Source organism: Streptomyces sp. NPDC101191, assembly GCF_044767915.1.
Classification (GTDB): domain Bacteria; phylum Actinomycetota; class Actinomycetes; order Streptomycetales; family Streptomycetaceae; genus Streptomyces.
This window is the reverse complement of sequence record NZ_JBIWOU010000001.1, coordinates 439,392-465,194: the sequence shown is the minus strand read 5'-3', so window position 1 is coordinate 465,194 and position 25,803 is coordinate 439,392. Positions and strand designations below refer to the sequence as shown.

The window sequence follows — 25,803 nt, the reverse complement described above, 5'->3', positions numbered from 1 at the left end:
TCCGGCTGTACTGCCCGCAGGGCGCACCGAGATGCGGAACGCTCCGCTCCTTGTCTGCAAGTCGCCACGTCGGGGTCACGCCCGGGACATGGCGTCGGCCTGGGCGGTCACCACCCGGGGCAGCGCGCCGGGGTGCTCGCGCGTGAGCCAGCCGACCAGCTCCTCCCGTACCGCGCAGCGTGTGGTCCACAGGTCGTCGGCGTCCTTGGCGGTCACCAGGGCGCGGACCGTGACACAGGTGGGCGAGGTGTCGGTGACGGCCAGGTCCCAGGCCCGGCCGTCCCACGTCGGGCAGCTGTCCAGGAACTCGCGCAGCCGCGCGCGCATCCGCGCCACCGGCACGGTGTGGTCGCAGTGGACGAAGACCGTGCCCGTCATCTCGGCACCGCCGCGCGACCAGTTCTCGAACGGGCGCGAGGTGAAGTACGAGACGGGCAGCGTGACCCGTCGCTCGTCCCAGGTCCGTACGGCCAGGAACGTCAGGGTCACCTCCTCCACGATCCCCCATTCCCCGTCCACGACGACCGTGTCGCCGAGCCGGACCATGTCACCGAACGCGATCTGGAAGCCGGCGAAGAGGTTCCCCAGCGTCGACTGGGCAGCCACACCCGCCACGATGCCGATGATCCCGGCAGAGGCGAGCAACGAGGTCCCGACCGCCCGGAACGCCGGGAAGGTCACCAGCGCCACGGCCGCCGCGAGCACCCCCACGGCGACGGTGACCACCCGCATGATCAGCGTGACCTGGGTACGGACCCGCCGCACCCGTGCCGCGTCACGCGACCGCCCCGCGTAGCGCGTGTACGAGGACTCGACGACGGCCGAGGCCACCCGTATCGCCAGCCAGGCGCCGCCGCCGATCAGGCACAGCACCAGGAGATGGGCCACCGTGCCGGCGCGCTCCTCCAGCGGCGCCCAGCGCGTGGCGCGGAACGTCCAGCCGAGCAGGGCCGTGAACAGGACGACGTACAGCGGTGTGCGGCACCGGCGCAGCAGCCCCCACAGCGGGGTCTCGGGGTGGCGCGCGTCGGCTTTCCGCGCGACCAGGTCCGCGGCGCGGACCGCGGCCAGCGCCACCGCTGCCGAGCCGCCCAGGACGATGACCAGTCGAAGAAGGTTCTCCATGACTCCCCAGTCGATGTGTGCGAAATGCGGAACGAATGCGTGACGGATGCGAGGCGGATACGGGACGAATCGGGCGAACGAGTCGACGGACGCGCGCGCACGCTCAGCGGTCCACCGCCACCACCGCGCGCACCGTCTTGCCCCCGCGCCCCACGTCCACGGACACCTCACGGGACAGGCGCAGCACGATCGGCCACCCGAAGCCGCCCGGCCGCAGGTCCTTCGGCAGCGTGTACCGCGGTGCCCGCGGGCTGGAGTCGCTCACCGCCACCGTCACGCTGTCCCTCCCCACGCAGACCGCGAAACCCGTCACCCCGCCCGCGTGCCGCAGCGCGTTGGTCACCAGCTCCGACGCCACCAGCAGGACGTCCTCGACCTGTTCGGGCCTTCTCGCCGCGCCGGACCCCAGCGCGAGACGGATCTCCTGGCGTGCCTGTGCCGAGGTGCGTACGTGCGCCTCTCCCCGGTCCCCGAGGTCGTACGCCTCCCGCACGGGCGTCGACGGGTGGGACCGTACGTCGCCCTGACTGTTCATCATGAGCCCCTTTCCTCCCAGTTGGTGTGATTCGGGCACTTCCCGCCTGCCCTCGGGCACCCAAAAGATGCCTGCCGAAAATTGGTACGCGTGCCCGCGCGAAGTCGGGGTAGGCGATACGCCACAGGCGAACGTTCGGCGAAAAACAGGAGGTTGTCCCCGTGCGGACCGAGATGGCCAAGGCGACGACGACGGCCGTGAACGACGGCTCGTGCCAGGACCTGCCCGTGCTCGAGGCTCCTCACGAGGTCGCGCCCCAGGACGCGCGCGCCCTGTCGAAGGTGTTCCTGCGCGAGTTGGCGGCACGCGAGGAGGGGACGGAGGGACACCAGTACGTCCGCAACACCCTCATCGAGATGAACATGTCGCTGGTGCGGTACGCGGCGAACCGCTTCCGCGCCCGCGGCGACGAGATGGAGGACATCGTCCAGGTCGGGACGATCGGCCTGATCAAGGCGATCGACCGCTTCGACCTGAGCCGGGAGGTGGAGTTCGCGACCTTCGCGGTGCCCTACATCGTGGGTGAGATCAAGCGCTTCTTCCGTGACACGACCTGGGCCGTGCACGTGCCCCGCCGCCTCCAGGAGGCGCGCGTGGAACTGGCGAAGGCCAACGAGGAACTGGGCTCGCGACTCGGCCGGTCGCCGAGCGTCGCCGAACTCGCCGAGGCGATGGACCGTACCGAGGAGGAGGTGATCGAGGCGCAGATCGCCGCCAACGGCTATTCCTCCACCTCGCTCGACGCCGCCCTCGGCAACGGCGACGACGAGGACGTCGACGCCTCGCTGTCCGACTTCATCGGCGAGGAGGACCCGGCGCTCGAACTCTTCGAGGACTTCCACACCCTCGCCCCGCTCGTCGAGCGTCTCGACGAGCGCGACCGGCTGCTGCTGCACCTGCGCTTCGTGGAGGAGCGGACCCAGTCGGAGATCGGCGCCCGGCTCGGCGTCTCCCAGATGCACGTCTCGCGTCTCCTCGCCCGCAGCCTCGGGCGACTGCGCGAGGGCATGCTCGTCGACCCTCCCGCCAAGTGAGCGGCCGGCACGGGGGCGGCCCGGCCCGGTACGGCCGGGCGCGGGTGTGACCGGCCCGGCGCGGGCGCGACGACGGCCGGGCCGGGGGCGTACCACCTGACGGTGTACGCCCCCGGCCCGGCACCCGTCCCTCCGCGACCTCACCTGACCGAGCGCAGGAACGCCCTGGTCCGCTCGTGCGACGGCGCGTCGAGGAGTTCCCCGGCCCCTCCCGACTCCACGATCCGTCCCCGGTCGAACATCAGGATCCGGTCCGACACGTCCCGTGCGAAGCCCATCTCGTGCGTGACGCAGAGCAACGTGATGTCCGTGTCCCGCGCGATGTCCCGCAACACGTCCAGCACCTCGGCGACCAGCTCCGGGTCGAGCGCGGACGTCACCTCGTCGAGGAGCAGGATCTCCGGCCGCATGGCGAGCGCCCGGGCGATCGCCACCCGCTGCTGCTGGCCGCCGGAGAGCCGGGTGGGCCGGGCGTCCACCTTGTCGGCGAGGCCGACCATGGCGAGCAGGTCCCTGGCCCGGGCCGCCGCCTCCTCGCGGTCCTCGCGCAGCACGTGCACGGGCGCCTCGACGACGTTCTCCAGCACGCTCATGTGGGGGAACAGGTTGAACTGCTGGAAGACCATGCCGATCCCGCGCCGACGGTCGGCGAGATACCGCTCGCTCGCCGGCACGAGCTCGCCCCCGGGCCGGGCCGGCATGTGCGAGTAGGGCGCGCCGTCCACGTGGATGACGCCCTCCGTCACCCGCTCCAGGGTCATGAGGAGTCGCAGGATCGTGGTCTTGCCGGACCCGCTCGGCCCGATGAGCGTCACGCGCTCGCCGCGACCGACCGTCAGGTCGAGGCCGTCGAGCACCGTGTTGTCCCCGTAGCGCTTGCGGACGCCGTCGAACCGGACCGCCTCGGCGGCCCCCTCCCCGTCACCGCCGCCGGTCCTCTGCAGCGGCAGCCGGCTCGCCTGCTCCGTCTCCTCCGGGGCCACCGGCCCGTCCAGGGCCTTCCCCCCGCTCCTGTTGTCAGTGGGCAAGGCGTGCCTCCAGTCGTCGTACCAGCACGGACGTCGGCCAGCTCGCCAGCAGGAACACCACGGCGGCCAGCGTGAAACTCTCCAGATAGGCGAAGTGGGTGCTGCCGAAGGTGCTCGCCGAGTCGACCATCTCGTGCACCGTGATCACCGAGAGCAGCGGTGTCTCCTTGAACATGGAGACGGCGTAGTTGCCGAGCGGGGGCAGCACGTTGCGCACCGCCTGCGGCAGCACCACGGCCCGCCACACCCGCCGGCGCGGCAGGGACAGCGCCGTGCACGCCTCCCACTGGCCCCGGGGCACCCCCTCGATGCCCGTCCGGTACACCTCGGACAGATACGTGGCGTAGTGCACGCCGAGCACCAGGACCCCGAGCGCCAGGGCGTCCAGACCGGGGATCAGCACCCACGCCGCGAAGAGCTGCACCAGGAGCGGCGTCGAACGGACGAACGCGGCGGCGCCGTTCACCGGCGCGGCCACCCACCGCGGACCCGCGCGTCCGACGAGCGCCAGGACAAGCCCCAGCACCGCCGCCACCCCGAAGCCGAGCACGGTCGCCACCAGGGTGACCCCGAAGCCCTCCAGCACGACGGGCAGTGCGGCCCACGCGGCGTCCCCGTCCCACATCACGCACCACCGCCCATTCCGAGCCGCGCCTTGGCGGCCCGCTCCAACGCGTTCATCGACAGACTCAGGACCGCGGCCAGCGCCCCGTACACCGCCAGCAGCACCAGGTAGGCCGCCGCCGTGTCACCCGTCGCCGACCGCAACTGGTCGATCTCGAAGGTGAGGTCGGGCACCGTGACCAGCGACAGCAGCGGTGTCGCCTTCAACAGCTGCACCAGCAGGTTCTTGAACGGCGCGACCATCAGCGCGTGCGCCTGCGGCAGCACCACCCGCCGCAGGCGCAGCCCGGGCCCCATGCCCAGGGCGACCGCCGCCTCGGTCTGGGTGCGGGGCACCGCCGCGACGGCGCCCCGCACCACCTCGGCGCCGTACGCGCCGTAGTTGAGGCCGAGCGCGAGGACGGCGCAGGCCAGCGGCTCGAGCCGGAAGCCCAGCATCGGGAGCGCGAAGAAGAGCCAGAAGAGCTGTACGTAGAGGGAGGTGCCCCGGAAGAACTCCACGACGACCCGCACCCCGCCCCGTACGGCGAGGTGCCGGGAGCGCGAGAGGAGCCCGAGGGCGTAGGCCACGACGAGGGCGGAGGCGGCGCCCAGCAGCGTCGCCTCCACCGTGACCAGCAGCCCCTCGCCCAGCCGGGGCAACGCCCGCCGGAACTCCGGCAGGAACTCCGTCACGCCGGCCCCTTGCCCGCGCACAGGTCGGCGGTGCGCAGCGAACGGGGTGGTGCCTCCTTCGCGGTGAAACCGAAGCGGCCGACCAGCCCTACGTAGCGGCCCGCGTCACCGGTGATCTTCGCGAGTTCGCGGTCGAAGGCGTCCCGCAGGTCCCGCGCTCCCGGCCGGAAGACGGCCCCGCCGGCGCTCCACTGCCGGACCCCGCCGACCTCGGGGACGAACGGGCTGCCCACCTCCACCGCCGCGCCCTGGTTCGTCCGGGCGAGCCAGCGCAGCGAGATCCCCGTCAGCGCGAAGGCGTCGATCCGGCCCGCCAGCAGCGCGTCGAGCCCGTCCTGCTGCTTGGCCAGCGACTTCACGGCATCGTCGGGGACTCCCGCCGCCTTCGCGTAGGAGGCCTCCACCGCCGCGGTGAGCACTCCCACCGTGGCGCCCTCGCGGGCACAGGACGCGAAGTCGCTCAGCCGCTTCGGATTCCCCTGGCGGACCATCAGCGCGGTGGGGGAGACGAACTCCGGCTGGGAGAAGATCACCTTGCCGCAGCGCTCCGGTGTGATCGACATCCCCGCGCTCACGACGTCGAAACGGCCCGCGAGCAGGCCCGGGATGAGGGAGCCGAACTCGGTGAGCGCCGGTCGCAGCTCCGGTACGCCCAGGGCCTTGAATATCGCGCGGTGGAGCGTGGGCGCCTCGCCGGAGAGCTCGCCGCCGTCCTGGAAGCCGTACGGCGCCTCACCGGCGAAGCCGACCTTCACGAAGCCCTGCTCGCGCAGCTTCGCGAGCAGCCCGACGTCCTCCTTGGGCGTTCCCGTGCCCACCTCGGTGCGGCTGCAGGCCGCCAGCAGTCCGGCCGCCCCGAGCGCGGGAGCCAGGGCGAGGAAACCGCGCCGGTCGAGCTGTGCGGGACGGGACATGACGGTCCTTCCGGAGGGGGCGGGGGCGGTGCGGTGGGTGGGGGATGTCACCCGATGGGCGTGTAGTCGCGCGAGGCGATGAACGAGGGCCGCCGGACCGGCGCGGCGAACGGGGCCTCCGGGCGGTTCTCGACGCTGTTGAAGACGAGGAACACGTTGCTGCGCGGATACGGGGTGATGTTGTCGCCCGAACCGTGCAGCGCGTTGCAGTCGAACCAGGTCGCGGACCCGGGCGCGCCCGTGAACTGGCGGATGCCGCACGCCTCGGCGAAGCGCGTGAGAGCGGCGTCCGACGGGGTGCCGGCGTCCTGCATCTGCAGCGACTTCTTGTAGTTGTCCTTCGGGGTGGCGCCTTCGCAGCCGAGGAAGGTCCGGTGTGAACCCGGCATGATCATCAGGCTGCCGTTGGTCGCGTGGTTCGCGGTCAGTGCGATCGACACCGAGACGGTCCGCATCTGCGGCAGGCCGTCCTCGGCGTGCCAGGTCTCGAAGTCGGAGTGCCAGTAGAAGCCGCTGGCCCCGAAGCCGGGCTTCACGTTGACCCGCGACTGGTGGACGTACACGTCGGAGCCGAGGATCTGGCGGGCCCGCCCGACGACCCGGGGGTCGGCGGCCAGCCGGGCGAAGACCTCGCTGATCCGGTGCACCTCGAAGACCGAGCGGATCTCCTGCGAGTGCGGCTCCACGACGGCCCGTTCGTCCTCGCGCACCTTCGGGTCGGTGACGAGCCGGTCCAGCTCGGCCCGCAGCTCCACGACCTCGTCCGGGGTGACGAGCGCGTCGACCGTGGCGAAGCCGTCGCGCTCGAACTCCTCCAGTTCACGGGCCCAGAAGGGGCCGGGTGTCGCGGGGGCGGACCACACGACGGGGTCCTTGCGGCCGACGAGCACCTCTTCGGTGCCGCGGGTGGGGTAGAGGTCGACGGGACGGGTCGGTGCGGAGGTCATGAGGGGCGGTGCCTGCCTTTCTCGTGTCTCTTGTCGCGGGTGTCGCGTTGTGTCGTGTGCCATGTGTGCCGCGTGGGCTGTTCGTGTCGCGTGCGCTGCATGGGCCGCGGGTGTCTCGGGCGTCTCGTGGTCTCGTGACGGCCGAGACACGACGTCAGGCGGGGTCCGGCTCGGTGAGCAGCGGGTAGACGCCGTTCTCGTCGTGGTCCTCACGGCCCGTCACCGGCGGGTTGAAGACGCACAGGCAGCGGAAGTCCTCCTTGACCTTGAGCGAATGCCGCTCGTGTCCGTCGAGGAGGTACATCGTTCCGGGCACGATCGTGTAGGTGCGGCCCGTCTCGTGGTCGGTGAGCTCGGCCTCGCCGGCGGTGCAGACGACGGCCTCGACGTGGTTCGCGTACCACATGGACGTCTCGGTCCCGGCGTACAGCATCGTCTCGTGCAGGGAGAAGCCCACCCGCTCGCGGGCCAGGACGATGCGCTTGCTCTCCCAGGTGCCGGAGGCGGCACGCACGTGGCGGTCGGTGTTCTCGATCTCGGCGAAGCTACGGACGATCATGGATGAGGTCTCTCCTTCTTGCGGCGGGTCAGGCGGCGAGGGCGCGGTCGGCGGCGTGGCGTACGGAACGGGCCAGGATGCCGAGCCCCTCGTCGAGCTCGTCGTCCGTCGCCGTCAGCGGCGGCAGCAGCTTGACGACCTCGCCGTGCGGCCCCGAGGTCTCCAGGAGCAGCCCGAGCTCGAAGGCGCGCCGGCACACGGCCTCGGCGCGCTCGCCGTCGGCGAACTCCAGGCCCCAGACGAGCCCCCGGCCCCGGTAGCCGATGCCCGTCCGCCCGTCGTCGCCGCACAGGTCGCCGAGGGCCTGCTCGACCCGGTCGGCCCGGCTCAGGGTGCGCTCGCGCAGGGCGCCGTCGCTCCAGTACGCGTCCAGCGCGGCGGTCGCGGTGACGAAGGCCGGGTTGTTGCCGCGGAAGGTGCCGTTGTGCTCGCCCGGCTGCCACTGGTCCAGCTCCGGGCGGAAGAGGCACAGCGCCATCGGCAGTCCGTAGCCGCTGATGGACTTGGACAGCGTGACGATGTCGGGCGTGATGCCCGCCTCCTCGAAGGAGAAGAAGTCACCGGTGCGGCCGCAGCCCATCTGCACGTCGTCGACGATCAGGAGCATGTCGTGGCGCCGGCACAGGTCCGCGAGCCCGCGCAGCCATTCGGCCCGGGCGACGTTGATGCCGCCCTCGCCCTGCACCGTCTCCACGATGACGGCCGCCGGGTGGTCGAGGCCGGAGCCGGGATCCGCGAGGAGCTTCTCGAACCACAGGAAGTCCGGCACCTGGCCGCCGAGGTAGTGGTCGAAGGGCATCTGCGCGGCGTGGTTCAGGGGGACGCCCGCGCCGGCCCGCTTGGTCGCGTTGCCGGTGACGGCGAGCGAGCCGAGGGACATCCCGTGGAAGGCGTTGGTGAAGGAGACCACGGTCTCCCGCCCGGTCACCTTGCGGGCCAGTTTCAGGGCCGCCTCGACGGCGTTGGTGCCGGTCGGGCCCGGGAACATGACCTTGTAGGGCAGGGCGCGCGGTTCGAGGACCGTCGCGCGGAAGGTCTCCAGGAAGTCGCGCTTGGCCGTCGTCGACATGTCGAGGCCGTGCGTGACGCCGTCGCTCGCGAGGTAGTCGAGCAGGGCCCGCTTCAGGACCGGGTTGTTGTGGCCGTAGTTGAGGGAGCCCGCTCCGGCGAAGAAGTCGAGGAAGGGGCGCCCGTGTTCGTCGTACAGCCGGCTTCCCCGCGCCTGCTCGAAGACCACCGGCCAGGCGCGGCAGTAGCTGCGCACCTCGGATTCGACGGTCTCGAAGACGGACGGGGCGATGTCGGTGAGGGTCACGGTTCTCCCGGTTCTCGATGGGGTTGGTGAGGAAGTTCAGGCGTGCGTACGCCGCGGGCGGCGGGTCGGGACGACCTGCCGGGGGCGGCGCGGGTCAGGCCGCCGCCGGGCCGATGCGGTAGAGCACCTCGGGCTCGTGGACACCGGCGTCGGACGCGTCGGGGAACGAGGTGGTCGGAAAGAGGACCTCCCGGGTCACGGTCGCGCCGTGGCGGCGCGCGTAGGAGCGGAAGAGCCGGTCGGAAGGCACGTTCCCCGGGGTGACCGTGGCCTCGAGCCGGACCGGCCCGTGCTCCGCCGCCACCCGGGCGGCGAGAGCGTCGAGCAGGGCTCCGGCTACCCCGGTTCCCCGGTGCGAACCGTCCACGGCCACCTGCCAGACGAAGAGCGTCCCCGGCGCCTCCGGGCGCAGATAACCGGTCACGAATCCGACCGCGCGCCCCGCGTCGTCACGGGCGACGGCGCTGGTCGCGGCGAAGTCGCGGCACCACAGGAGGTAGCTGTAGGGCGAGTTGACGTCCAGGTCCCCCGACTCGCGGGCGATGCGCCAGAGATCGGCACCGTCCGTCACCTCGGCGGGTCCGATGGCGACGTCGGTCCTCGGGGATGTCATGTGTGCTGTGGTCATGTGGGCCGAAGCTACCCAGCGCGTCGATGAACTTCCTGGTCCGGAAGGGTTGCGCGAGGCGGGAAAATGCGATAGGTGCGCAACATTCGTTCGACCGGGAAGTCCGTCACTTCGCACCCGTAAAACGGGTGGGTAACGGGACAAAATGCCCGTTTATAACGGATGGGTAACGGCTCTGGGGTGTTTGGTACGCCCATCACGATCTTGTGCGAACCTGCCGCCCTTCACGTTTGAAGTGGCCCGGCGGGGTCAGAAGTACGCGTTCGGGCAACCGGCGGCTTCGGCGCGAGCCGGCTCGGCAGGGCGTCCGGGGAGAGGAGCCGGGGTCGGATCCGGTGGCGGATCCCGGGCTCACTCCTCGTCGACGAGGTGCACGGCCGCCTCCTCGGCGGACGCCGCGCCACCGTCGATGCCGACGTCACGGGCATAGCCCTCCAGCGGGGACAGGGCGAGGCCGTTGTCCGGTGCCACGAGGCGACCGGCCCGGTGGTCGCCCACCTCGCGGTCCAGCGGCTCGCCGTCGGTGTCGACGGAGTCGCCGATCCCGTCCCAGTCGGGGTCGAGGGCGTCCTCGGGCGTCTCCACGGCGAGCCGCTGGTCCAGCGTCTCGCCTCGCAGCCGCTCGGCCGCGGTGACCCCGATGCGCTCGACGGCCCACGGGCGGTCCGGCGGTACGTACCCCTCCTCGACGGGGTCGACGGGCCCGACCAGTGTGTCCGAGGCGTCGAGCAGGCCCGCGTCGTCCTGGATCTCGCTGCCGTCGGGCTGGTAGACGTCGTCGCCCCAGGCCTCGCCGGCGTCGTTCTCGATCATGCGGAACACTCCAGCCTCTTCGATCGGCACGCGCCGCACTTCCATGCTCCGTGTCCCGCCCGCGACCCGCCACCCCACGACCGGACCGGTCGGCGCCCAGGTGCCCCTGAGCCTCCGCCCGACCGGCGCCCGTGCGTCCCTCCGGTCCCCATGCCGGTCGGACCTCGCATCTCCTCGCGTCTCCCCGGGCCTCCCGGGGTGTGCGGGCCCGGGGCCCCTTCGCACCACGCCGCGGGGCCGGGGCCCGGCGTCCCCGTCAAGCCGGGACCGTGGCCCCCGCATCCCCCGACCCGCCGGGACCATCGCCCCCGCATCCCCCGTCCCGCCGGGACCATGGCCCCCGCACCCCCCGACCTGCCGGGACCTGCGGCCCGCCGTCCCCCGTCCCGCCGGGACCGTGGCCCCCGCATCCCCGACCCGCCGGGACCTGCGGCCCGCCGCGTCCACACACCGGTCGTACTCGGCCCGGGACACCCCGCCACCCCTATGCTCCGGTGCTCCGGGCAGCCGACGCGGGTCGGCAGCGGCCCGTGACACGAGGGGTGGGGACGGCATGGGCGGGACCGTACGGTGGGGTGTGCTGGCCACGGGAGGCATCGCGGCCTCCTTCACGACCGATCTGCTGGCGATGCCCGACGCGGAGGTCGTCGCGGTGGCATCACGCAGCGCGGAGTCCGCGGAAGCCTTCGCCGACCGGTTCGGGATACCGAGGGCGTACGGCGACTGGGCGAAGCTCGCCGCGGACCCGGACGTCGACGTCGTGTACGTGGCCACTCCGCACGCCGCCCACCGCGCCGCGGCGGGACTCTGCCTGGAGGCGGGGCGTGCGGTGCTCTGCGAGAAGGCGTTCACGCTCAACGCCCGCGAGGCCGGGGAACTCGTCGCGCTCGCCCGCGAGCGCGAGCTGTTCCTGATGGAGGCCATGTGGACGTACTGCAACCCCCTCGTCCGCGAGCTCACCCGGCTCGTCGCCGACGGCGCCGTCGGCGAGGTCCGCACGGTGCAGGCCGACTTCGGACTGGCCGGCCCGTTCGACCCCGGTCACCGGCTGCGCGACCCGGCCCTGGGCGGCGGCGCGCTGCTCGACCTGGGCGTCTACCCCGTGTCCTTCGCCCAGCTCCTGCTCGGTGAGCCCGATCGCGTGCAGGCGCACGCGCTGCTGTCGCCCGAGGGCGTGGACCTCAACACCGGCATGCTGCTCGGCTGGGACTCCGGCGCGAGCGCGCTCCTGTCCTGCTCGATCGTGGCCGACACGCCTCTCACGGCCTCCATCACCGGAACCGCCGGCCGGATCGACGTACCCCGCGGCTTCTTCTCCCCGGAGCGTTTCGTACTCCACCGCTACGGCCACGAGCCGGAGGAGTTCACCGCGCGAGGGCGCCACGACACCCTCCAGCACGAGGCGGCCGAGGTCATGCGCTGCCTCAGGGCGGGCGAGACGGAGTCGCCGCTGGTACCGCTGGACGGATCGGTCGCGCTGATGCGCACGCTGGACGCCGTACGGGAACGGATCGGCGTGCGCTATCCGGCGGACGCCGTGTAGGGGGGTGTCGCCCCGCGGCGGAACCGCCCCTACGGGCGGCGCGCCACGAAGACGGGCGGCGCGCCACGAAGACGGACGGCGGGCCACCGGGGTCGGCGGCCCCCGTTCAGCCGAAGCTGCGCCGATAGGAGTGCGGGCTCACTCCCGTGGTGCGCTTGAAGCGGTCCCGGAAGGCGGTGGGGGAGCCGAACCCGACCTGGGCGCCGATCCGTTCGACGGAGTGCCGCGTGGTCTCCAGCAGGTGCTGTGCCTGCCGGACCCGCGCCCGGTGCAGCCACTGGAGCGGCGTTGTCCCGGTCTGCTCGCGGAACCGGCGGATCAGCGTCCGGGTGCTCGTCCCGGCCCGCGCGGCGATGTCGTCGAGGGTGAACGCGCGGCCGAGGTTGTCCTGCAGCCAGGCGAGCAGCGGCTCCAGGTCGGAGCCCCGGGGCACCGGAGGGCGGTCGTGGACGATGAACTGCGCCTGGCCGCCTTCGCGTTCCAGCGGCACGACGGCCATCCGGGCGGCGTCGGCGGCGACCGCGGAACCGTAGTCGGCGCGGATCATGTGCAGACACAGGTCGAGCCCCGCAGCCGCGCCGGCCGAGGTGAGGAACTGCCCGTTGTCGACGTAGAGCACGTCGGGGTCGACCGTCAGGCGCGGAAAGGTCTCGGCCAGCAGATCGGCCGCGATCCAGTGCGTGGTCACCCGCAGCCCGTCGAGGAGCCCCGTCGCCGCCAGCGGAAACGTCCCCGCGCAGATGGACGCGATCCGCGTCCCGTCAGCCGCCGCCGCGCACAGCGCGTCGCGTACCTCCTCGGGCAGGGGCGCCGTCGGATCGGCCGTCCCCGGTACGACGACGGTGTCCGCCTCCCGCAGCGCCTCGAGCCCCCAGGGCGCGCGCAGAGCGAACGTCCCCGCGTCGATCTCGGGCCGCGCGGCGCACACCCGCACCTGGTAGCCCGCGCGTCCGTCGGGCAACCGGGCGCGCGTGAACGCCTCGACGGGCGTCGCGAGGTCGAAGGGGATCACCCGGTCCAGGGCGAGGACGGCGACGGTGTGCATGGCGGGAATATAGCCGTCCGCGGGAGGCGGCGGTGCCGGCCGGCGAGGGCCTGCATCCTGTCTTCTCGCAGTTCGGAGGGCATCGGATGCGCTTCGACGGCATGTGTCACTTTTCCGTTGACACCTGGCACTCCCGCCACTGGGACCTCGTGCGGCTACGGCATAGCGTCGGCACCGCCGGGCCGTCAGGTCGCCGGCGAAGCCCCCGCCATACGCTCCTCGAAGGCTCCCCCGTGACCAAGCTCTTCCTCACCCTGCACGTCCTGGCCGCGATCGTGGCCGTCGGACCCGTGACCGTCGCCGCGAGCATGTTCCCGCCCGCCCTCCGCCGCGCCCGCCGGGCGCCGGACGATCCGGATCCCCGCGCCGCCCTCCGCACCCTGCACCGCGTCTGCCGCGTCTACGCCGTCCTCGGCATCGCCGTACCGGTCTTCGGATTCGCCACCGCGAGCAGCCTCGGCGTACTCGGCAGTGCCTGGCTCATCGCCTCCGTCGTCCTCACCGCCGGCGCCGCCGCGATCCTCGCCCTGGCGATCCTCCCGGCCCAGGAGCGTGCCCTGGCCACCCTCGGCGAGGCGGGCGGCGAGGCGGCCGGCCGGCGCCTGGCGATGCTCGCGGGTGTCTTCAACCTGCTCTGGGCCACCGTCACCGTCCTGATGATCGTCCGCCCCGGCTCCACCACCGGAGCGTGACCGTGGACCCGGGCCTCCGCCCGCTGCGCCTCGCCGCGCACGCCGAACTCGCCACGCTCGTCGTGATGCTGGCCAATCTGGCGACCCTGCACCTGCGCCCCGTCTCGTCCCTGACGGGCCCGGCGCACGGCTGCGCGTACCTCTTCGTCATCGGCGCGACCTGGCGCCTCACCCGCGGCAGCACCCTGACCAGGGTGGTCGCCCTCGTGCCCGGATTCGGCGGTCTCCTCGCCCTCCGGCGCCTGCGCGCGCACCGCCTCTCCACCGGCTGGACCAATCCCGGATGTGAACCTGGGGCGCCCACGGGGTAAAACGAAGGGCAACACCCCTCTCATTCGAACGGACACGCGCGCGTTGAGCATGCTTCCTGGATCACGTCTGCCAGGCAGGACCTGGACGATCCGACTCAGCGGTCATCCCGACCACTCCGCGACGGTCACCTGCACCACGGCGGGCTGCCGCATGCCCGCCCGGTCCAGGGACGTCCAGGCCCTGCGCGTCTTCGCCTCCGAACACGCCCGGGCGCACGCCCGCCTGGCCACCCTCCGCCCGAACGCCGCCTGCGCCTGCGGCGCCAGCGGCTGCCGGCACCACACCGCCCGGGCCACCTGCACCGGCCGGACGCTCCTCGTCCTCATCCACAACCCGGTCCTCGCCGAGGTCTGGACGCTCGCCGAGATCTGCCAGGCCTGCGCGCCCCTGATCTCGCACGCCACCGTCGTCGCGGGAGCCGGCCCCGCCGGCGCCAACGAGTCCCTGGCCGCCCGGGCCGCAGCGGCGGCCGCTGCCGCTGCGACGGGTGGGACAGGGGCCACGGGCGGGACCGGAGCGCCGCCCGGCGCCCCTCCGGCGGCGTCGCCGGGCACCCCCGCGACCCCGCCCGCCGTGCCGATGATGTTCTCCTCGCCGGAGGCCGCGGGCGGCCCCGGCGTACCCCAGCCGCACCGCCGACGCCCGCGCCGGGACGGCGGCCGGGGTGGAAGGGGCGGTCAGGGCGGTCAGGGCGGGAACCGCCCGGCCCGCGGCCGTTCCTGACGCCTCGGCGCCCTCCGTCCCACGGCGGAGGGCGGACCAGGATCCGGTCGAGGGCCGCCTCGGCGGCCGTCGCGCGGACGGTGTCGGCGGAGGCTTCCGCATGGCCGAACGGCGCCGCCCGCGCGGCCGTCGGGGAGCGGAGAGCCGCCCACCGATGATCACGACCACACCCGGTGAACGGGGCCGTCGGCGCTTTTTCTAGGCTGACCCCCATGTCCGACGAGTCTCCCCTCATCCGTAGCCTGCGCGCCGCCGTCGCCGCCGCTCCCGAAGACGTACCTCTGCGGCTGCACTTCGCCGAACTGCTCCTTGCCGAGGGGAGAAACGACGAGGCCGTCAGCCAGGCCGCCGTCGCGCTCCAGCACGCTCCGGGCGACCCCGCGGCGCGGGACCTGATGGTCCGGGCCATGAACCTGCCGGCGCCCACCCCGCCGCCCGCCGCGCCCACGTCGCCGGCGCCCCGCCACACGGAGCCCCCGAAGGCCGACGCGACGGGCTCGGAGGCGGGACGCCCGGACAGCACGAGCCCGGACGGGACGGACGCGACCGCCACCGGCCCGGACCCGGTGGTCCCCAAGGCGCCCGAGGCGGACCCGCCGGGCTCGGAGTCCGCCGCCCGGCCCCCCGCCGGCCCGTCCGCCTTCGACTGGGCCGCCGCCGAGCAGGACGTGGCGGATCTCGTCGGCCCCCGGTTCGCCGATCACGCCACCGAACAGCCGCTGACCTCCGACGGCAGCGGTGACGCGGGCGACGCGTCCGCCTGGGACATCGACGGGCCGGGCGACGTACGCCTCGCCGACGTCGGCGGTATGCAGGAGGTGAAGGACCGTCTGGAGGCCGCGTTCCTCGCCCCCATGAGGAACCCCGAGCTGCGCCGTCTCTACGGCAAGTCGCTCCGAGGCGGCCTGCTCCTCTACGGGCCGCCCGGCTGCGGCAAGACGTTCATCGCGCGTGCCGTGGCCGGTGAACTCGGTGCCGGCTTCATGTCGGTGTCGCTCTCGGACATCCTGGACATGTACATCGGCACGTCGGAGAAGAACGTCCACGACATCTTCGAGGCCGCCCGGCGCCAGGCTCCCTGCGTCGTCTTCCTCGACGAGCTGGACGCCCTCGGCGCCAAGCGCTCCCGCACCCACCACAGCGGACTGCGCAACGTCGTCAACCAGCTCCTCACCGAGCTCGACGGCATCGACGGCGACCGCAACGAGGGCGTGTTCGTGCTCGCCGCGACCAACGTGCCCTGGGACGTCGACCTCGCCCTCCGCCGCCCGGGCCGCCTGGACCGCACCCTGCTGGTCCTGCCGCCCGACGCCCCGGCCCGGGAGGCGATCCTCCGCTACCACCTGCGCGACCGGCCCATCGAGTCGGTCGACCTGGGCAAGGTCGTCAAGGCCACCGAGGACTTCTCCGGCGCCGACCTGGCACACGTCTGCGAGACGGCCGCCGAGGCCGCGCTCCTGGACTCCGCGCGCAGCGGCACCGTCCGCATGATCGGCACCAAGGACCTGCTGCAGGCCGCCAAGCAGATCCGGCCGTCCAGCGAGTCCTGGTTCGCCTCCGCCCGCAACGTGGCCATGTTCGCCAACGACGGCGGCATGTACGACGACCTCGTCGCCTACCTGAAGAAGAAGCGCAAGCTGTGACGACGCACCCTCAGGTCGAACGGGCGCGGGTCCTCTACGAGATGATGCGCCCGGAGGAGGCCCACGCGCTGCTCGGCCCTGCCCTCGCCGAGGACCCCGACGACCACCGGGCGTGGAGCCTGCTCGGCCAGGTCCTGTGGACCCTGGGCCGGGACTCCGAGGCCTACGCCGCCGCCATGGAGTCGCTCCGCCTCGAACCCGGCTTCCTCGACGCGCACTGCGTCCGCGGCTACGCCCTGCGCACGCTGGGCCGGCTGGAGGAGGCCGAGGCGGCCCAGCGCGAGGCCATGCGCATCGACCCGTACGCGTGGGGCCCGCGCCGCCAGCTCGCCGAACTGCTCCTCGAGCTGGCCCCGGACCGCCCCGAGGAGGCGCTCGAACACGCGCAGGTGGCGGTGAAGGAGGGCCCCGAGGTGGCGTACTGCTGGGTGACCCTGCACAAGGTGGCCACCTTCCACCAGCGCCCTGACCTGGCCGAGGAGGCCATCCGGCAGATCATCCGGATCGACCCGACGCACACGCTCGCCGTCACCGTCTCCACCGAGCGCGAGGCCGCCAGGCCCGGCACGTCCGCCGCCCGCGCCGCCGACCTGTACGCGGGCGGACTCGCCGCGGCGCCCCACTCCGAGGCGCTGCGCGAGGACCTCGACCGGGCCGTCTACCGGATGCTCCGCGGCACCCGCTGGCTCGCCCTGCTCTGCCTCGCCATGGCCGCCGTCACCACCGACGTCTTCCCCACCGAGGGAGAGCCGAAGGAACTGCCGGTCGACCTCGGCACCCGCCTGTGGGCGCTCACCCTGATGGGCGCGGTCTGGGGCTTCGGCGCCTGGCGCCGCTACCGGCGCATGCGCACCGGCGCCCGGCTCACCGTGCTCTCGCTCGTCCGCCGCTCCTTCTGGCCCCGGGTCGTGCTGTGCCAGGCCACCTGGGCCACCCTGTGCGCGCTGCTCCTCGTCCTGGTGCCGTGGACCGACCGCACCGTCCCCCAGGTCCTCTTCTGGCTGGGACTCGTACCGAACCTGCTGAGCATCACCCACGACAGGGACAAGGTCGGATGAGCCTCGAACTGCGCCAGGCGGACGCACTCGTCGAACTCGGGCGCTACGAGCAGGCCGCCGCGCTGCTCGCCAAGCACCTCGCCACGGAGTCCGAGGACGCGGCCGCGCTCGTCCTGCTCGCCCGCTGCCGGCACCGCCTCGGCGACGAACAGCAGGCCCTCGCGACCGTCGAGCAGGCCCTGCGGGCCGAACCCGACTCCGTCGGCGCCTGGCTGATGCGCACCCACGTCCTGCTCGCGCTCAAGGAGTACGCGCAGGCCGAGGAGTCCGCCCGGCGGGCGGTGGAGATCGCCCCGCGCTACTGGGGCAGCCACTACACCCTCGGCACGGTCCTCGACCGCTCCGTCCGGACGGAACGCAAGCGCGCCGCGTACGAGGCCGCCCGCACCGCCGTGGCCCTCGCCCCGGAGGAGAGCGACGCCCACTTCCTGGTCGGCCTGACCGCCCAGCGCGTGGGCGACCTCCAGGTCGCCCAGCAGGCGTACGAGACGGCGCTCCGCCTCGACCCCGAGAGCAGCGAGGCCCACAACAACCTCTCGCTGCTGCACCTGCGCCACCGCTGGCGGCGCCCCGGGTCCTGGACCAGGGCGGCCGAGGGCTTCGTGCAGTCCGCGGCCCTGGACCTGAACGACCGGCAGGCCCGCTACAACCTGGAGACCATGGCGTGGGGCACCGTCGCCGGCTCCCGCTGGGTGGCCCTCGCCGGCTTCGCCGCCGCTTCCCTCGCCTCCGGCCGCCTGCGCGCCGGAGTCTCCGGCGGCGAGGCCGTCCTCAGCGTCGTGCTGTGCGCGGCCGTGCTCGTCGGCGGCTGGGGCGGCTGGTTCCTGTGGCTCACCCGGCGCGTGCCGCCGCACCTGCGGCGTCCGCTGCTCCTCGTCTCCCGGGGCTGCAAGCCGGTCGTCGCCATGGCGGTCGCCGTCTCCCTTCTCGTCCTGCACTCGGTCCTCACCCTGGTCCTGTGGCACGTCGAGGGCCTCGGGGCCCTGGCCTTCCCCCTGTTCTGGGGCGCGGTCATCACCTACTGGGTCAGTCGCGGTGCCCTCCAGCGCCGCGCACCGAAGCCGTAGCGGCACGCAGGGCCCCGAGGCCCCGCGGGACCGGCGTCGACCGCGCCGGCCCCGCCGTCAAGACTTCACATCCGCGCGGGGGTGAAGCTCAAGTGGCGGCGGACGTAGGGCAGTTCTGCGTTCAAGGTCTGAACGCGCACTCTTGACGTGCCTGGTTCAGACCTTTAGATTCGCCGGCCAGGAGGCTGAGTGGCGTTCACATACGTGGACTTCGTGTGGTGTTCGCCCCCACCTCGTACGGCACGCCCCCCACAAGGCAAGCCCCCATGAGGAGCCGCATGCCCACGCACCCGCCGCTACCGCCCGTGTCCGCCCCCGCGCGCCCTCCGGCACGCCCGCCCCGCCGACGCCTCGGCGCCGTCCTCGCCACCACCGGAGCGCTGGTCGGCTCCGCGCTGGTGGCCCTCTCGCCCGGCTCCGCGGCCGCCCGGCCCCCGGCCCAGGCCGCCGCCGCGCCGCCGTCCGGCTGGGTCACCGTCGTCAACGCCGGCAGCGGCAAGTGCCTGGACGCCCGCGCCGCCGCGACCACCAACGGCACCGCCGTGCAGCAGTACGCCTGCAACGGGACCGCCGCCCAGCAGTGGAGCGTCACCGCCGGCTCCGACGGCTACGTCAGGATCGGCAACCGCAACGACGCCACCCAGGTCGTCGACGTCAGCGACGTGTCCGCCGCCGACAACGCCCCCGTGCACCTGTGGACGTACGGCGGCGGCCTCAACCAGCAGTGGCAGGCCGTCGACGACGGGGGAGGGGCCTACCGCTTCGTGAACCGCAACAGCGGCAAGTGCCTCGACGTGCCCGCCGCCTCCACCGCCGACAGCGTGCAGCTCGTCCAGTACACCTGCAACGGCACCGCCGCCCAGCGCTTCCAGGTGACCCCGGCGAGCACCGCGCCCGGCGACGTCGACCTCGGGCCCAACGTGGCCGTCTTCGACCCGTCGATGCCCTCCTCGACCATCCAGGGCCGCCTGAACACGATCTTCCAGCGTCAGGAGACCAACCAGTTCGGGCAGGAGCGCTATGCCGTCCTGTTCAGGCCCGGCACCTATGCCAACGATGTCAACGTCGGCTTCTACACCCAGGTCCTCGGTCTCGGCCAGTCGCCGGACGCGGTGACGATCAACGGCGCCGTGCACGTCGAGGCCGACTGGTTCCCGCCGCAGAACGCCACCCAGAACTTCTGGCGCGGCGCCGAGAACCTCTCCGTCAACCCCACCGGCGGCACCGACCGCTGGGCCGTCTCCCAGGCCTCGGCCTACCGCCGCATGCACGTGCGCGGCAACCTGGAGCTGAGCGACGGCGGCTGGTCCAGCGGCGGCTTCATGGCCGACACGAGGATCGACGGACAGGTCCGTTCCGGCAGCCAGCAGCAATGGCTCACCCGCAACTCCCGGCTCGGCAGCTGGACCGGATCCAACTGGAACATGGTCTTCGTCGGAAGCCAGGGCGTCCCCGGCACGACATTCCCCGACCCGCCGTACACCACGGTCGACCGCAGCCCGGTCGTCCGCGAGAAGCCCTACCTCACCGTCGACGCCGACGGCGCCTACCAGGTGATCGTGCCCGCCGTCCGGACCGACTCCACCGGGGCGAGCTGGACCGCAGGGGGCACTCCCGCCGGAACGGCCCTCGGCATCGACCGCTTTCACGTCGTGAAGCCCGGCGCGACCGCCGCACAGATCAACGCCGCCCTCGCCGCGGGGAAGGACCTCCTCGTCACCCCCGGCGTCTACCACCTGAACCAGACCCTCCGGGTCACCCGCCCCGACACCGTGATCCTCGGCCTCGGGCTCGCCACGTTCGTCCCCGACAACGGCATCACCGCGATGACCGTCGCCGACGTGGACGGCGTCAAGATCGCGGGCCTCCTCTTCGACGCCGGCACCGTGAACTCTCCGACCCTGCTGGAACTCGGCCCCGCCGGCGCCTCCGCCTCCCACGCGACGAACCCGACCTCGCTCCACGACGTGTACTTCCGCATCGGTGGCGCCGGCGTCGGCAAGGCCACCACCAGCCTGGTCGTGAACAGCGACCACGTCATCGGCGACCACATGTGGATCTGGCGCGCCGACCACGGCAGCGGCGTCGGCTGGACCACCAACACGGCCGACACCGGACTCGTCGTCAACGGCGACGACGTGACCATGTACGGCCTGTTCGTCGAGCACTACCAGAAGCACCAGACCGTCTGGAACGGCAACCGCGGCCGCACGTACTTCTACCAGAACGAGATGCCGTACGACCCGCCCAACCAGGCCGCCTGGATGAACGGCGCCACCCAGGGCTACGCCGCCTACAAGGTCGCCGACTCCGTCACCAGCCACCAGGCCTACGGACTCGGCAGCTACTGCTACTTCAACGTCAACCCCGGCGTCACCGCCGAACACGCCATCGAGGCCCCCAACCGCCCGGACGTGCGTTTCCGGAGCATGGTCACCGTCTCCCTCGGCGGCACCGGCACCATCCGGCACGTCGTCAACGACCGGGGAGGACCGTCGAACACGTCCACCAACGTCGCCGACCTGGTGAGCTATCCGTGACCCGGCGATAAATCGGTGTTCCACCGCGCCCGTCGGTGCCTAGACTCCAGCCGAACCGACGAGCCGGAGATCGCTCCGGTCGCCCGGACCACCGGGACCAGCCGAGACGATCGAGATCACCGAAGGGAGACGACCATGCGCGCGACCACTCTCGTGACCGCGGCCACGGGCGTCTCCCGCGCCCGGTACGACGTGATCCTGGCCTCTTCGTCGCTCCGGTGCCGGCTGCGCGGCCGGTACCGCTGACCCGCGACGAGAGGCCCCCATGGGCCCGGTGCTCCTGACCGGAGGCCGCAGGCTCCCCCGCTCCGAGCGCCCGTCGTCACGGGAATCGCGCTGCCCTGCATCCGCATCGCACGCGAAACGAGACTGACCATGCGTCACCGCATCACCATCCGCAACCTCGGCATCCTCGCCCACGTCGACGCCGGCAAGACGACGCTCACCGAGCGTTTCCTCTACCTCACCGGCGCCACCCACAAGCGCGGCGAGGTCCACGACGGCACCACGGTCACCGACTTCGACCCGCAGGAACGCGACCGCGGCATCACCATCTTCAGCGCCGCCGTCAGCTGCGACTGGGACGGACACCGGCTCAACCTGATCGACACACCAGGACACGTCGACTTCGCCGACGAGGTCGAACGCGCCCTGCGCGTCCTCGACGGCGCCGTCGCGGTCTTCGACGCCGTCGCGGGCGTCGAGCCGCAGAGCGAGTCCGTGTGGCGCCAGGCCGACCGGCACGGCGTCCCGCGCATCGCCTTCGTCAACAAGCTCGACCGCGCGGGCGCCGACCTCGACGCCGCCGTGGACAGCATCCGCACCCGCCTCGGCGCCGTACCGCTGCCGGTACAGCTGCCCATCGGACGCGAGGACGCCTTCACCGGCGTCGTCGACCTCGTCCGCATGCGCGCCGTCACCTGGCCGGCCGGATCCGACACCTACGAGCTCGGACCCGTACCCGGGGACCTGCGCGACGAGGCCGTCCGCCGGCGCCGCCGTCTGGAGGAGACCGTCGCGGAACTGCACCCCGCCGCCCTGGAGGAGTTCTGTGCCGAGGACACGATCGGCGAGGAGACCATGGTCTCCGCCCTGCGCGACCTGACGCTCGCCCGCGAGGCCGTGGTCGTGCTGTGCGGCTCGGCCTACCGCAATCGGGGTGTCGAGCCGCTGCTCGACGCCGTCGTCGCCTACCTGCCCGCACCCGCGGACGTGCCTCCGGTACGCGGCGAGCACCCTGCCGACCCGGACGCGCCGCTCACCGCGCTCGCCTTCAAGGTGACGACGACGTCCACCGGCCGCATGACCTACCTCCGCATCTACGCCGGAACCCTGAGGAAGGGGGACACCGTGCTCGACACCGCCGCCGGCCGCACCGAACGGATCGCCCGCATCCTCAGGGTCCAGGCCGACCGCACCACCGAGGCCGACCTGGCCGTCGCCGGCGACATCGTCGCCGTCGTGGGCCCGAAGGCGGCCCGCACCGGCGCCACGCTGTGCGCGCCCAGCGCACCGGTGCTCCTGGAACCGCCCGTCCCGACCACCCCGGTGGTGTCCGTGGCGGTCGAGGCCCGGAGCGGCCGGGACACCGAACGCCTCGCCACCGCCCTGGCCCGCCTCACCGAGGAGGACCCGTCGCTGACCGTACGGACCGATCCCGAGTCCGGTCAGACGGTGCTCTCCGGCCTGGGCGAGCTCCACCTGGAGGTGGCCGTGGAGAAGCTGCGCCGCGCCCAGGACCTCCACGTCACCGTCGGCCGGCCCCGCGTCGCCTACCGGGAGACCCCCGCCGGGCCGGTGACCGGCCTGACGTACCGGCACGTCAAACAGGACGGCGGCGCCGGCCAGTTCGCCGTCGTCGTCCTGGACGTCGCGCCCCTGGAGGAAGGAGACGGCACGGACGACGGGGAGAGCAGCTTCGCCTTCCGGTCGACCGTGACGGGCGGCCGTGTGCCGCAGGAGTTCGTGCGCGCGGTCGAGGCCGGCTGCCGCGACGCCCTGACGGAGGGACCGCTCGGCGGTCACCCGGTCACGGGCGTGCGCGTCACCCTCACGGACGGAGCCACTCATGTGAAGGACTCCTCGGAACTCGCCTTCCGCGCGGCCGGTCGCCTCGCGCTGCGCGAAGCGCTCCGGACGGGCGGCACGGCCCTGCTGGAACCGGTCGCCGAGGTCACCGTCACGGCACCCGAGACCGCCGTGGGCACCGTCCTCGGCGACCTGACGGCCCGCCGTGCCCGGATCACCGACTCCACCACCCACGCCGGCACGGCGGTCCTGACCGCGACCGTCCCGCTGGCGGCCCTGTTCGGCTACGCGACCCACCTGCGCAGCCGCACCCAGGGCCGCGCCACCTTCACCACCCGGCCCGGGGGCTACGCCCCGAAGGCCTGACCTTCTCGGGGCCGACGCCCCCTCGGTGCCCCGTTCCGGGGTTCGGCGCCACCAGCGCCGGGTCCCGGGCGGGCGCGCCGGGACGGTGCGGAACCGGTCCGGACGGGTGCGGAGCCTGTCCGGACGGAGGGCCTGGGCCGGGTGGTCTTGAGGATCGTGCCGGGTTCGGCCTACGTCTCCCGGGCGAGGAACGCCGGTCGCAGGGACGGGTCCACCGGGTCGTAGTACCGGTGGAAGACCGGGGTCACGGAGCCGGAGACCGGCGGGACGATCCAGCTCCAGTCGGCGGGGGTGGGCCTGCCGTGGCGGCTCTCCTGCGCGATGTGCCGGAGGAACCGCTCCGACTCGGTGTGGTGGTCCGCCATCGTCACCCCCGCCTCCTGGAAGGAGTGCAGCACCGCCACGTTGAGTTCGACCAACGCCCGGTCGCGCCACAGCGACCGCTCCGAGGAGCGGTCAAGGCCGAGACGGTCGGCCACCACCGGCAGCAGGTCGTAGCGCTCGGCGTCCGCGAGATTCCGCGCGCCAATCTCGGTGCCCATGTACCAGCCGTTGAACGGCGCCGCCGGATAGCGCACACCACCGATCTCCAGGACCATGTCACTGATCGCCGGCACCGTGTACCAGCGCAGCCCCAGTTCGGCGAACCAGGCGTGGTCCGGGTGTCGCAGCGGCACCTCCTGCACGGCGCCGTCCGGCAGCTCGAACCACTCCGGGCGGGCCCCGGGCCGCTCCCGCACCATCAGCGGCAGTACCTGGAAGGGCTCTTCGCTCCGCTTCCACCCCAGCTCGCGCGCGCGGGTCGTCAGCGGTGCGCTGCGCGGATCACCGACCCGGCGGCCCGTCTCCGCACGGTGCCCGGCGTAGCGCACCAGTTGGTCGTTGACGATCTGCGGCCCCGGCCGATCCGGCCGGTCCGGGGCGAACACCGAGATGACCGGCCGGATCCGGCCCCCGTTCCCGGCCAGCCGGAGATGTTCGAAGCACTCCTCGGCGACGGCGTCGGGCGCCGTGACCTGCCGCAGGTCCCGCACCACCAGGCTGCGCCAGTAGAGCCTGCCGATGCATCGCGCCGCGTTCCGCCAGGCCACACGTGCCCCGAACGCCAGCTCCGCGGGGGAGTGCACGTAGGTCCCGGTCCGGTCGATCTCGGCCGAGACCTCGCGCACCCGCCACTCCACATCGCCCGCCTGCGGCTGCTCATGGTGGAACTGACGGATGAACCGCTCCGCCTCCTGCCGGACCGACGCCGACGGGTCGACGCCGGCAGGCGGCGGAGGTACCGGCGGCGGCACGTGCGCGTGCGAGTACGGGCAGGCGCCGCTCTCGGGCACCGGCTTACGGCGACGACTCAGACTGAAGACCAAGGTGTTCCCTCCCTGGCCCATGACTACCGTACGCATGCACGCAAGCGTGGAGAGTAATCCCTTTTCCGGTAGAGGAGCCCCGGTCCTGGTAGAGTGCCCGCTTTGTGCCCGGCCCGGCGGTCGCGCCGCGCTCGATCCCGGTGCTCCGCCCCGGTCGATGGATCTAGGCGACCGGCTCCACCACGAAGAGCGGAATCTCCCGTTCGGTCTTGTGCTGGTAGTCCGCGTAGTCGGGGAACGCCGCGACGGCCCGCTCCCACCATGTCCGCCGCTCCTCGCCGGTGACGATCCGGGCTGTCATGTCCCACACCTTCGGGCCGTCCCGCAGTTCGATCCGCGGTGACGCCACCAGGTTGTGGTACCAGACCGGATGCTTCACCGCGCCGGCGTTCGACGCCACCAGCGCGTACGCCCCCTCGTGCTCCACCCGCATCAGCGGGGTCTTGCGGATCTTGCCGCTCTTCGCCCCGAGGCTGGTCACGAGGACGACGGGCAGACCGCGGATGGTCGTCCCCTTCGTGCCGCCGGACGCCTCGTACAACTCGACCTGGTCCCGGACCCACTGCGAGGGGCTCGGCTCGTACACACCTTCAAGTGACATGAATGACCTCCCGGCACACGGCAACCCCGGGAGCCCGCGACGCTATTCCCGACATCCGCTGCCGGTCCTGACTCCGTGGTGCGGTTGCCGGTGCGGGTGCCGGTGCCGGTGCCGGGGCAAGGGCCGGTGCCGGTGCCGTGGAGCGGCGGCCGCCCTCCCCCCGTGGAAGGGCGGCCGCCGGGCCGACTCAGTACCAGCCCGTGCAGCGGATGTTGGTCGTGGTGTCGTTCCAGGCACACGCCCGCATCTTGTAGCCGGCGTCGTTGTACGCCGGGGTGTGGGTGTCCGAGCCGGTCTGGACGGTGGTCATGCCCAACGGGCCCTCCCAGGAGGAGCCTCCGTTGCTGGAGCGGTCCACCCAGACCTTGTCGCCCGGGTCGGCGTGGGTGATCCGGCCCCAGGCGCAGCGGCTGGACGTGCTGTAGCGCAGCTCGATGAAGATGCCGTCGACGCTCGCCGTCCTCGGGGAGGTCGCGTTGCTGGTGCTGCACGCCAGGGCTGCCGCCTGGCCGGGAGCCGGAGCGGCCTGGGCCGCCGTGGCCGCGCCGCCGAGGCCGAGCAGCAGGGTGGCCGTCGACAGCAGGACGCCGGTCCGCTTGCTGATGTTCATCAATTCCCCCT

The 25,803-nt window shown here is 72.8% G+C and carries 25 protein-coding genes; 10 read left to right on the top strand and 15 right to left on the bottom strand.

The window, feature by feature from the left end:
- Positions 1–75: 75 nt before the first annotated feature.
- Together ACIRQF_RS02105 and ACIRQF_RS02100 are read right to left on the bottom strand one after the other, a co-directional pair.
- The gene (locus tag ACIRQF_RS02105) at positions 76–1,125 is read right to left on the bottom strand and encodes a mechanosensitive ion channel family protein (RefSeq protein ID WP_376627860.1); all 1,050 of its coding nucleotides are present in this window, start codon (positions 1,123–1,125) and stop codon (positions 76–78) included.
- A gap of 103 nt (positions 1,126–1,228) precedes the next feature.
- Positions 1,229–1,663, bottom strand: a complete 435-nt coding sequence (locus ACIRQF_RS02100; RefSeq protein ID WP_404088060.1) for an ATP-binding protein — start codon at positions 1,661–1,663, stop codon at positions 1,229–1,231.
- Positions 1,664–1,833: 170 nt separating this feature from the next.
- On the opposite strand from ACIRQF_RS02100, the gene ACIRQF_RS02095 reads away from it, so the two are divergent.
- Positions 1,834–2,694, top strand: a complete 861-nt coding sequence (locus tag ACIRQF_RS02095; RefSeq protein ID WP_404089486.1) for an RNA polymerase sigma factor SigF — start codon at positions 1,834–1,836, stop codon at positions 2,692–2,694.
- Positions 2,695–2,834: 140 nt separating this feature from the next.
- Here ACIRQF_RS02095 and ehuA read toward each other — a convergent pair whose 3' ends face one another.
- The 9 genes from ehuA to ACIRQF_RS02050 form a co-directional block, all read right to left on the bottom strand.
- Positions 2,835–3,644: an ectoine/hydroxyectoine ABC transporter ATP-binding protein EhuA gene (gene ehuA, locus ACIRQF_RS02090; protein ID WP_404089483.1), complete on the bottom strand. Its 810-nt coding sequence runs from the start codon at positions 3,642–3,644 to the stop codon at positions 2,835–2,837.
- 67 nt (positions 3,645–3,711) lie between these two features.
- Positions 3,712–4,347 carry an ectoine/hydroxyectoine ABC transporter permease subunit EhuD gene (gene ehuD, locus ACIRQF_RS02085; protein ID WP_382477736.1) on the bottom strand — a complete coding sequence of 212 codons (636 nt, stop codon included), beginning with the start codon at positions 4,345–4,347 and terminating at the stop codon, positions 3,712–3,714.
- On the bottom strand, positions 4,347–5,021 hold the full coding sequence (gene ehuC / locus ACIRQF_RS02080) for an ectoine/hydroxyectoine ABC transporter permease subunit EhuC (protein ID WP_382477739.1): 675 nt from the start codon (positions 5,019–5,021) through the stop codon (positions 4,347–4,349). Before ehuC ends, ehuD begins: the two co-directional genes overlap by 1 nt.
- Positions 5,018–5,935 (bottom strand): ectoine/hydroxyectoine ABC transporter substrate-binding protein EhuB, encoded by a 918-nt coding sequence (gene ehuB / locus ACIRQF_RS02075; RefSeq protein WP_404088058.1) that lies wholly within the window; start codon positions 5,933–5,935, stop codon positions 5,018–5,020. The genes ehuC and ehuB overlap by 4 nt, the downstream gene beginning before the upstream one ends.
- 47 nt (positions 5,936–5,982) lie before the next feature.
- The gene (thpD, locus tag ACIRQF_RS02070; RefSeq protein ID WP_382477746.1) at positions 5,983–6,882 is read right to left on the bottom strand and encodes an ectoine hydroxylase; all 900 of its coding nucleotides are present in this window, start codon (positions 6,880–6,882) and stop codon (positions 5,983–5,985) included.
- Positions 6,883–7,036: 154 nt separating this feature from the next.
- Entirely contained in the window at positions 7,037–7,441 is a 405-nt protein-coding gene (locus ACIRQF_RS02065; RefSeq protein ID WP_404088055.1) for an ectoine synthase, read from the bottom strand.
- Between the two features lie 28 nt (positions 7,442–7,469).
- Positions 7,470–8,756, bottom strand: coding sequence for a diaminobutyrate--2-oxoglutarate transaminase (ectB, locus tag ACIRQF_RS02060; RefSeq protein ID WP_376627847.1), 1,287 nt, complete (start codon positions 8,754–8,756; stop codon positions 7,470–7,472).
- A gap of 94 nt (positions 8,757–8,850) precedes the next feature.
- Positions 8,851–9,384: a diaminobutyrate acetyltransferase gene (gene ectA / locus ACIRQF_RS02055; protein ID WP_382477749.1), complete on the bottom strand. Its 534-nt coding sequence runs from the start codon at positions 9,382–9,384 to the stop codon at positions 8,851–8,853.
- 351 nt (positions 9,385–9,735) lie between these two features.
- Positions 9,736–10,197, bottom strand: a complete 462-nt coding sequence (locus ACIRQF_RS02050; RefSeq protein ID WP_376627843.1) for a DUF5709 domain-containing protein — start codon at positions 10,195–10,197, stop codon at positions 9,736–9,738.
- 553 nt (positions 10,198–10,750) lie between these two features.
- On the opposite strand from ACIRQF_RS02050, the gene ACIRQF_RS02045 reads away from it, so the two are divergent.
- Positions 10,751–11,740, top strand: a complete 990-nt coding sequence (locus tag ACIRQF_RS02045) for a Gfo/Idh/MocA family protein (protein WP_382477752.1) — start codon at positions 10,751–10,753, stop codon at positions 11,738–11,740.
- 106 nt (positions 11,741–11,846) lie between these two features.
- On the opposite strand, the gene ACIRQF_RS02040 is transcribed toward ACIRQF_RS02045, so the two are convergent.
- A complete protein-coding gene (locus tag ACIRQF_RS02040; protein WP_404088052.1) occupies positions 11,847–12,785 on the bottom strand; it encodes a GlxA family transcriptional regulator in 939 nt (312 codons plus the stop codon).
- A gap of 233 nt (positions 12,786–13,018) precedes the next feature.
- Here ACIRQF_RS02040 and ACIRQF_RS02035 point away from each other — a divergent pair, with 233 nt between their 5' ends.
- The 8 genes from ACIRQF_RS02035 to fusA all read left to right on the top strand — a co-directional run bounded on the left by ACIRQF_RS02035 (position 13,019) and on the right by fusA (position 23,214).
- Positions 13,019–13,477: a hypothetical protein gene (locus tag ACIRQF_RS02035; protein WP_404088050.1), complete on the top strand. Its 459-nt coding sequence runs from the start codon at positions 13,019–13,021 to the stop codon at positions 13,475–13,477.
- Positions 13,474–13,788, top strand: coding sequence for a DUF3817 domain-containing protein (locus ACIRQF_RS02030; protein WP_404088048.1), 315 nt, complete (start codon positions 13,474–13,476; stop codon positions 13,786–13,788). Before ACIRQF_RS02035 ends, ACIRQF_RS02030 begins: the two co-directional genes overlap by 4 nt.
- Before the next feature lie 151 nt (positions 13,789–13,939).
- Positions 13,940–14,512: a hypothetical protein gene (locus ACIRQF_RS02025; RefSeq protein WP_404088046.1), complete on the top strand. Its 573-nt coding sequence runs from the start codon at positions 13,940–13,942 to the stop codon at positions 14,510–14,512.
- Between the two features lie 212 nt (positions 14,513–14,724).
- Positions 14,725–16,155: a tetratricopeptide repeat protein gene (locus ACIRQF_RS02020; RefSeq protein ID WP_404088044.1), complete on the top strand. Its 1,431-nt coding sequence runs from the start codon at positions 14,725–14,727 to the stop codon at positions 16,153–16,155.
- On the top strand, positions 16,152–17,213 hold the full coding sequence (locus ACIRQF_RS02015) for a tetratricopeptide repeat protein (protein ID WP_404088042.1): 1,062 nt from the start codon (positions 16,152–16,154) through the stop codon (positions 17,211–17,213). The genes ACIRQF_RS02020 and ACIRQF_RS02015 overlap by 4 nt, the downstream gene beginning before the upstream one ends.
- On the top strand, positions 17,210–18,280 hold the full coding sequence (locus ACIRQF_RS02010; protein ID WP_404088040.1) for a tetratricopeptide repeat protein: 1,071 nt from the start codon (positions 17,210–17,212) through the stop codon (positions 18,278–18,280). The genes ACIRQF_RS02015 and ACIRQF_RS02010 overlap by 4 nt, the downstream gene beginning before the upstream one ends.
- A 278-nt stretch (positions 18,281–18,558) precedes the next feature.
- On the top strand, positions 18,559–20,820 hold the full coding sequence (locus ACIRQF_RS02005; RefSeq protein ID WP_404088038.1) for an RICIN domain-containing protein: 2,262 nt from the start codon (positions 18,559–18,561) through the stop codon (positions 20,818–20,820).
- Positions 20,821–21,195: 375 nt separating this feature from the next.
- On the top strand, positions 21,196–23,214 hold the full coding sequence (fusA, locus tag ACIRQF_RS02000) for an elongation factor G (protein ID WP_404088036.1): 2,019 nt from the start codon (positions 21,196–21,198) through the stop codon (positions 23,212–23,214).
- Positions 23,215–23,384: 170 nt separating this feature from the next.
- On the opposite strand, the gene ACIRQF_RS01995 is transcribed toward fusA, so the two are convergent.
- The 3 genes from ACIRQF_RS01995 to ACIRQF_RS01985 all read right to left on the bottom strand — a co-directional run bounded on the left by ACIRQF_RS01995 (position 23,385) and on the right by ACIRQF_RS01985 (position 25,792).
- A complete protein-coding gene (locus ACIRQF_RS01995) occupies positions 23,385–24,617 on the bottom strand; it encodes a nitric oxide synthase oxygenase (RefSeq protein WP_404088034.1) in 1,233 nt (410 codons plus the stop codon).
- A 127-nt stretch (positions 24,618–24,744) separates the two neighbouring features.
- Positions 24,745–25,182, bottom strand: a complete 438-nt coding sequence (locus ACIRQF_RS01990) for a nitroreductase family deazaflavin-dependent oxidoreductase (RefSeq protein ID WP_376627821.1) — start codon at positions 25,180–25,182, stop codon at positions 24,745–24,747.
- Between the two features lie 187 nt (positions 25,183–25,369).
- Positions 25,370–25,792 (bottom strand): DUF2690 domain-containing protein, encoded by a 423-nt coding sequence (locus ACIRQF_RS01985; RefSeq protein ID WP_404088032.1) that lies wholly within the window; start codon positions 25,790–25,792, stop codon positions 25,370–25,372.
- Positions 25,793–25,803 lie beyond the last annotated feature (11 nt).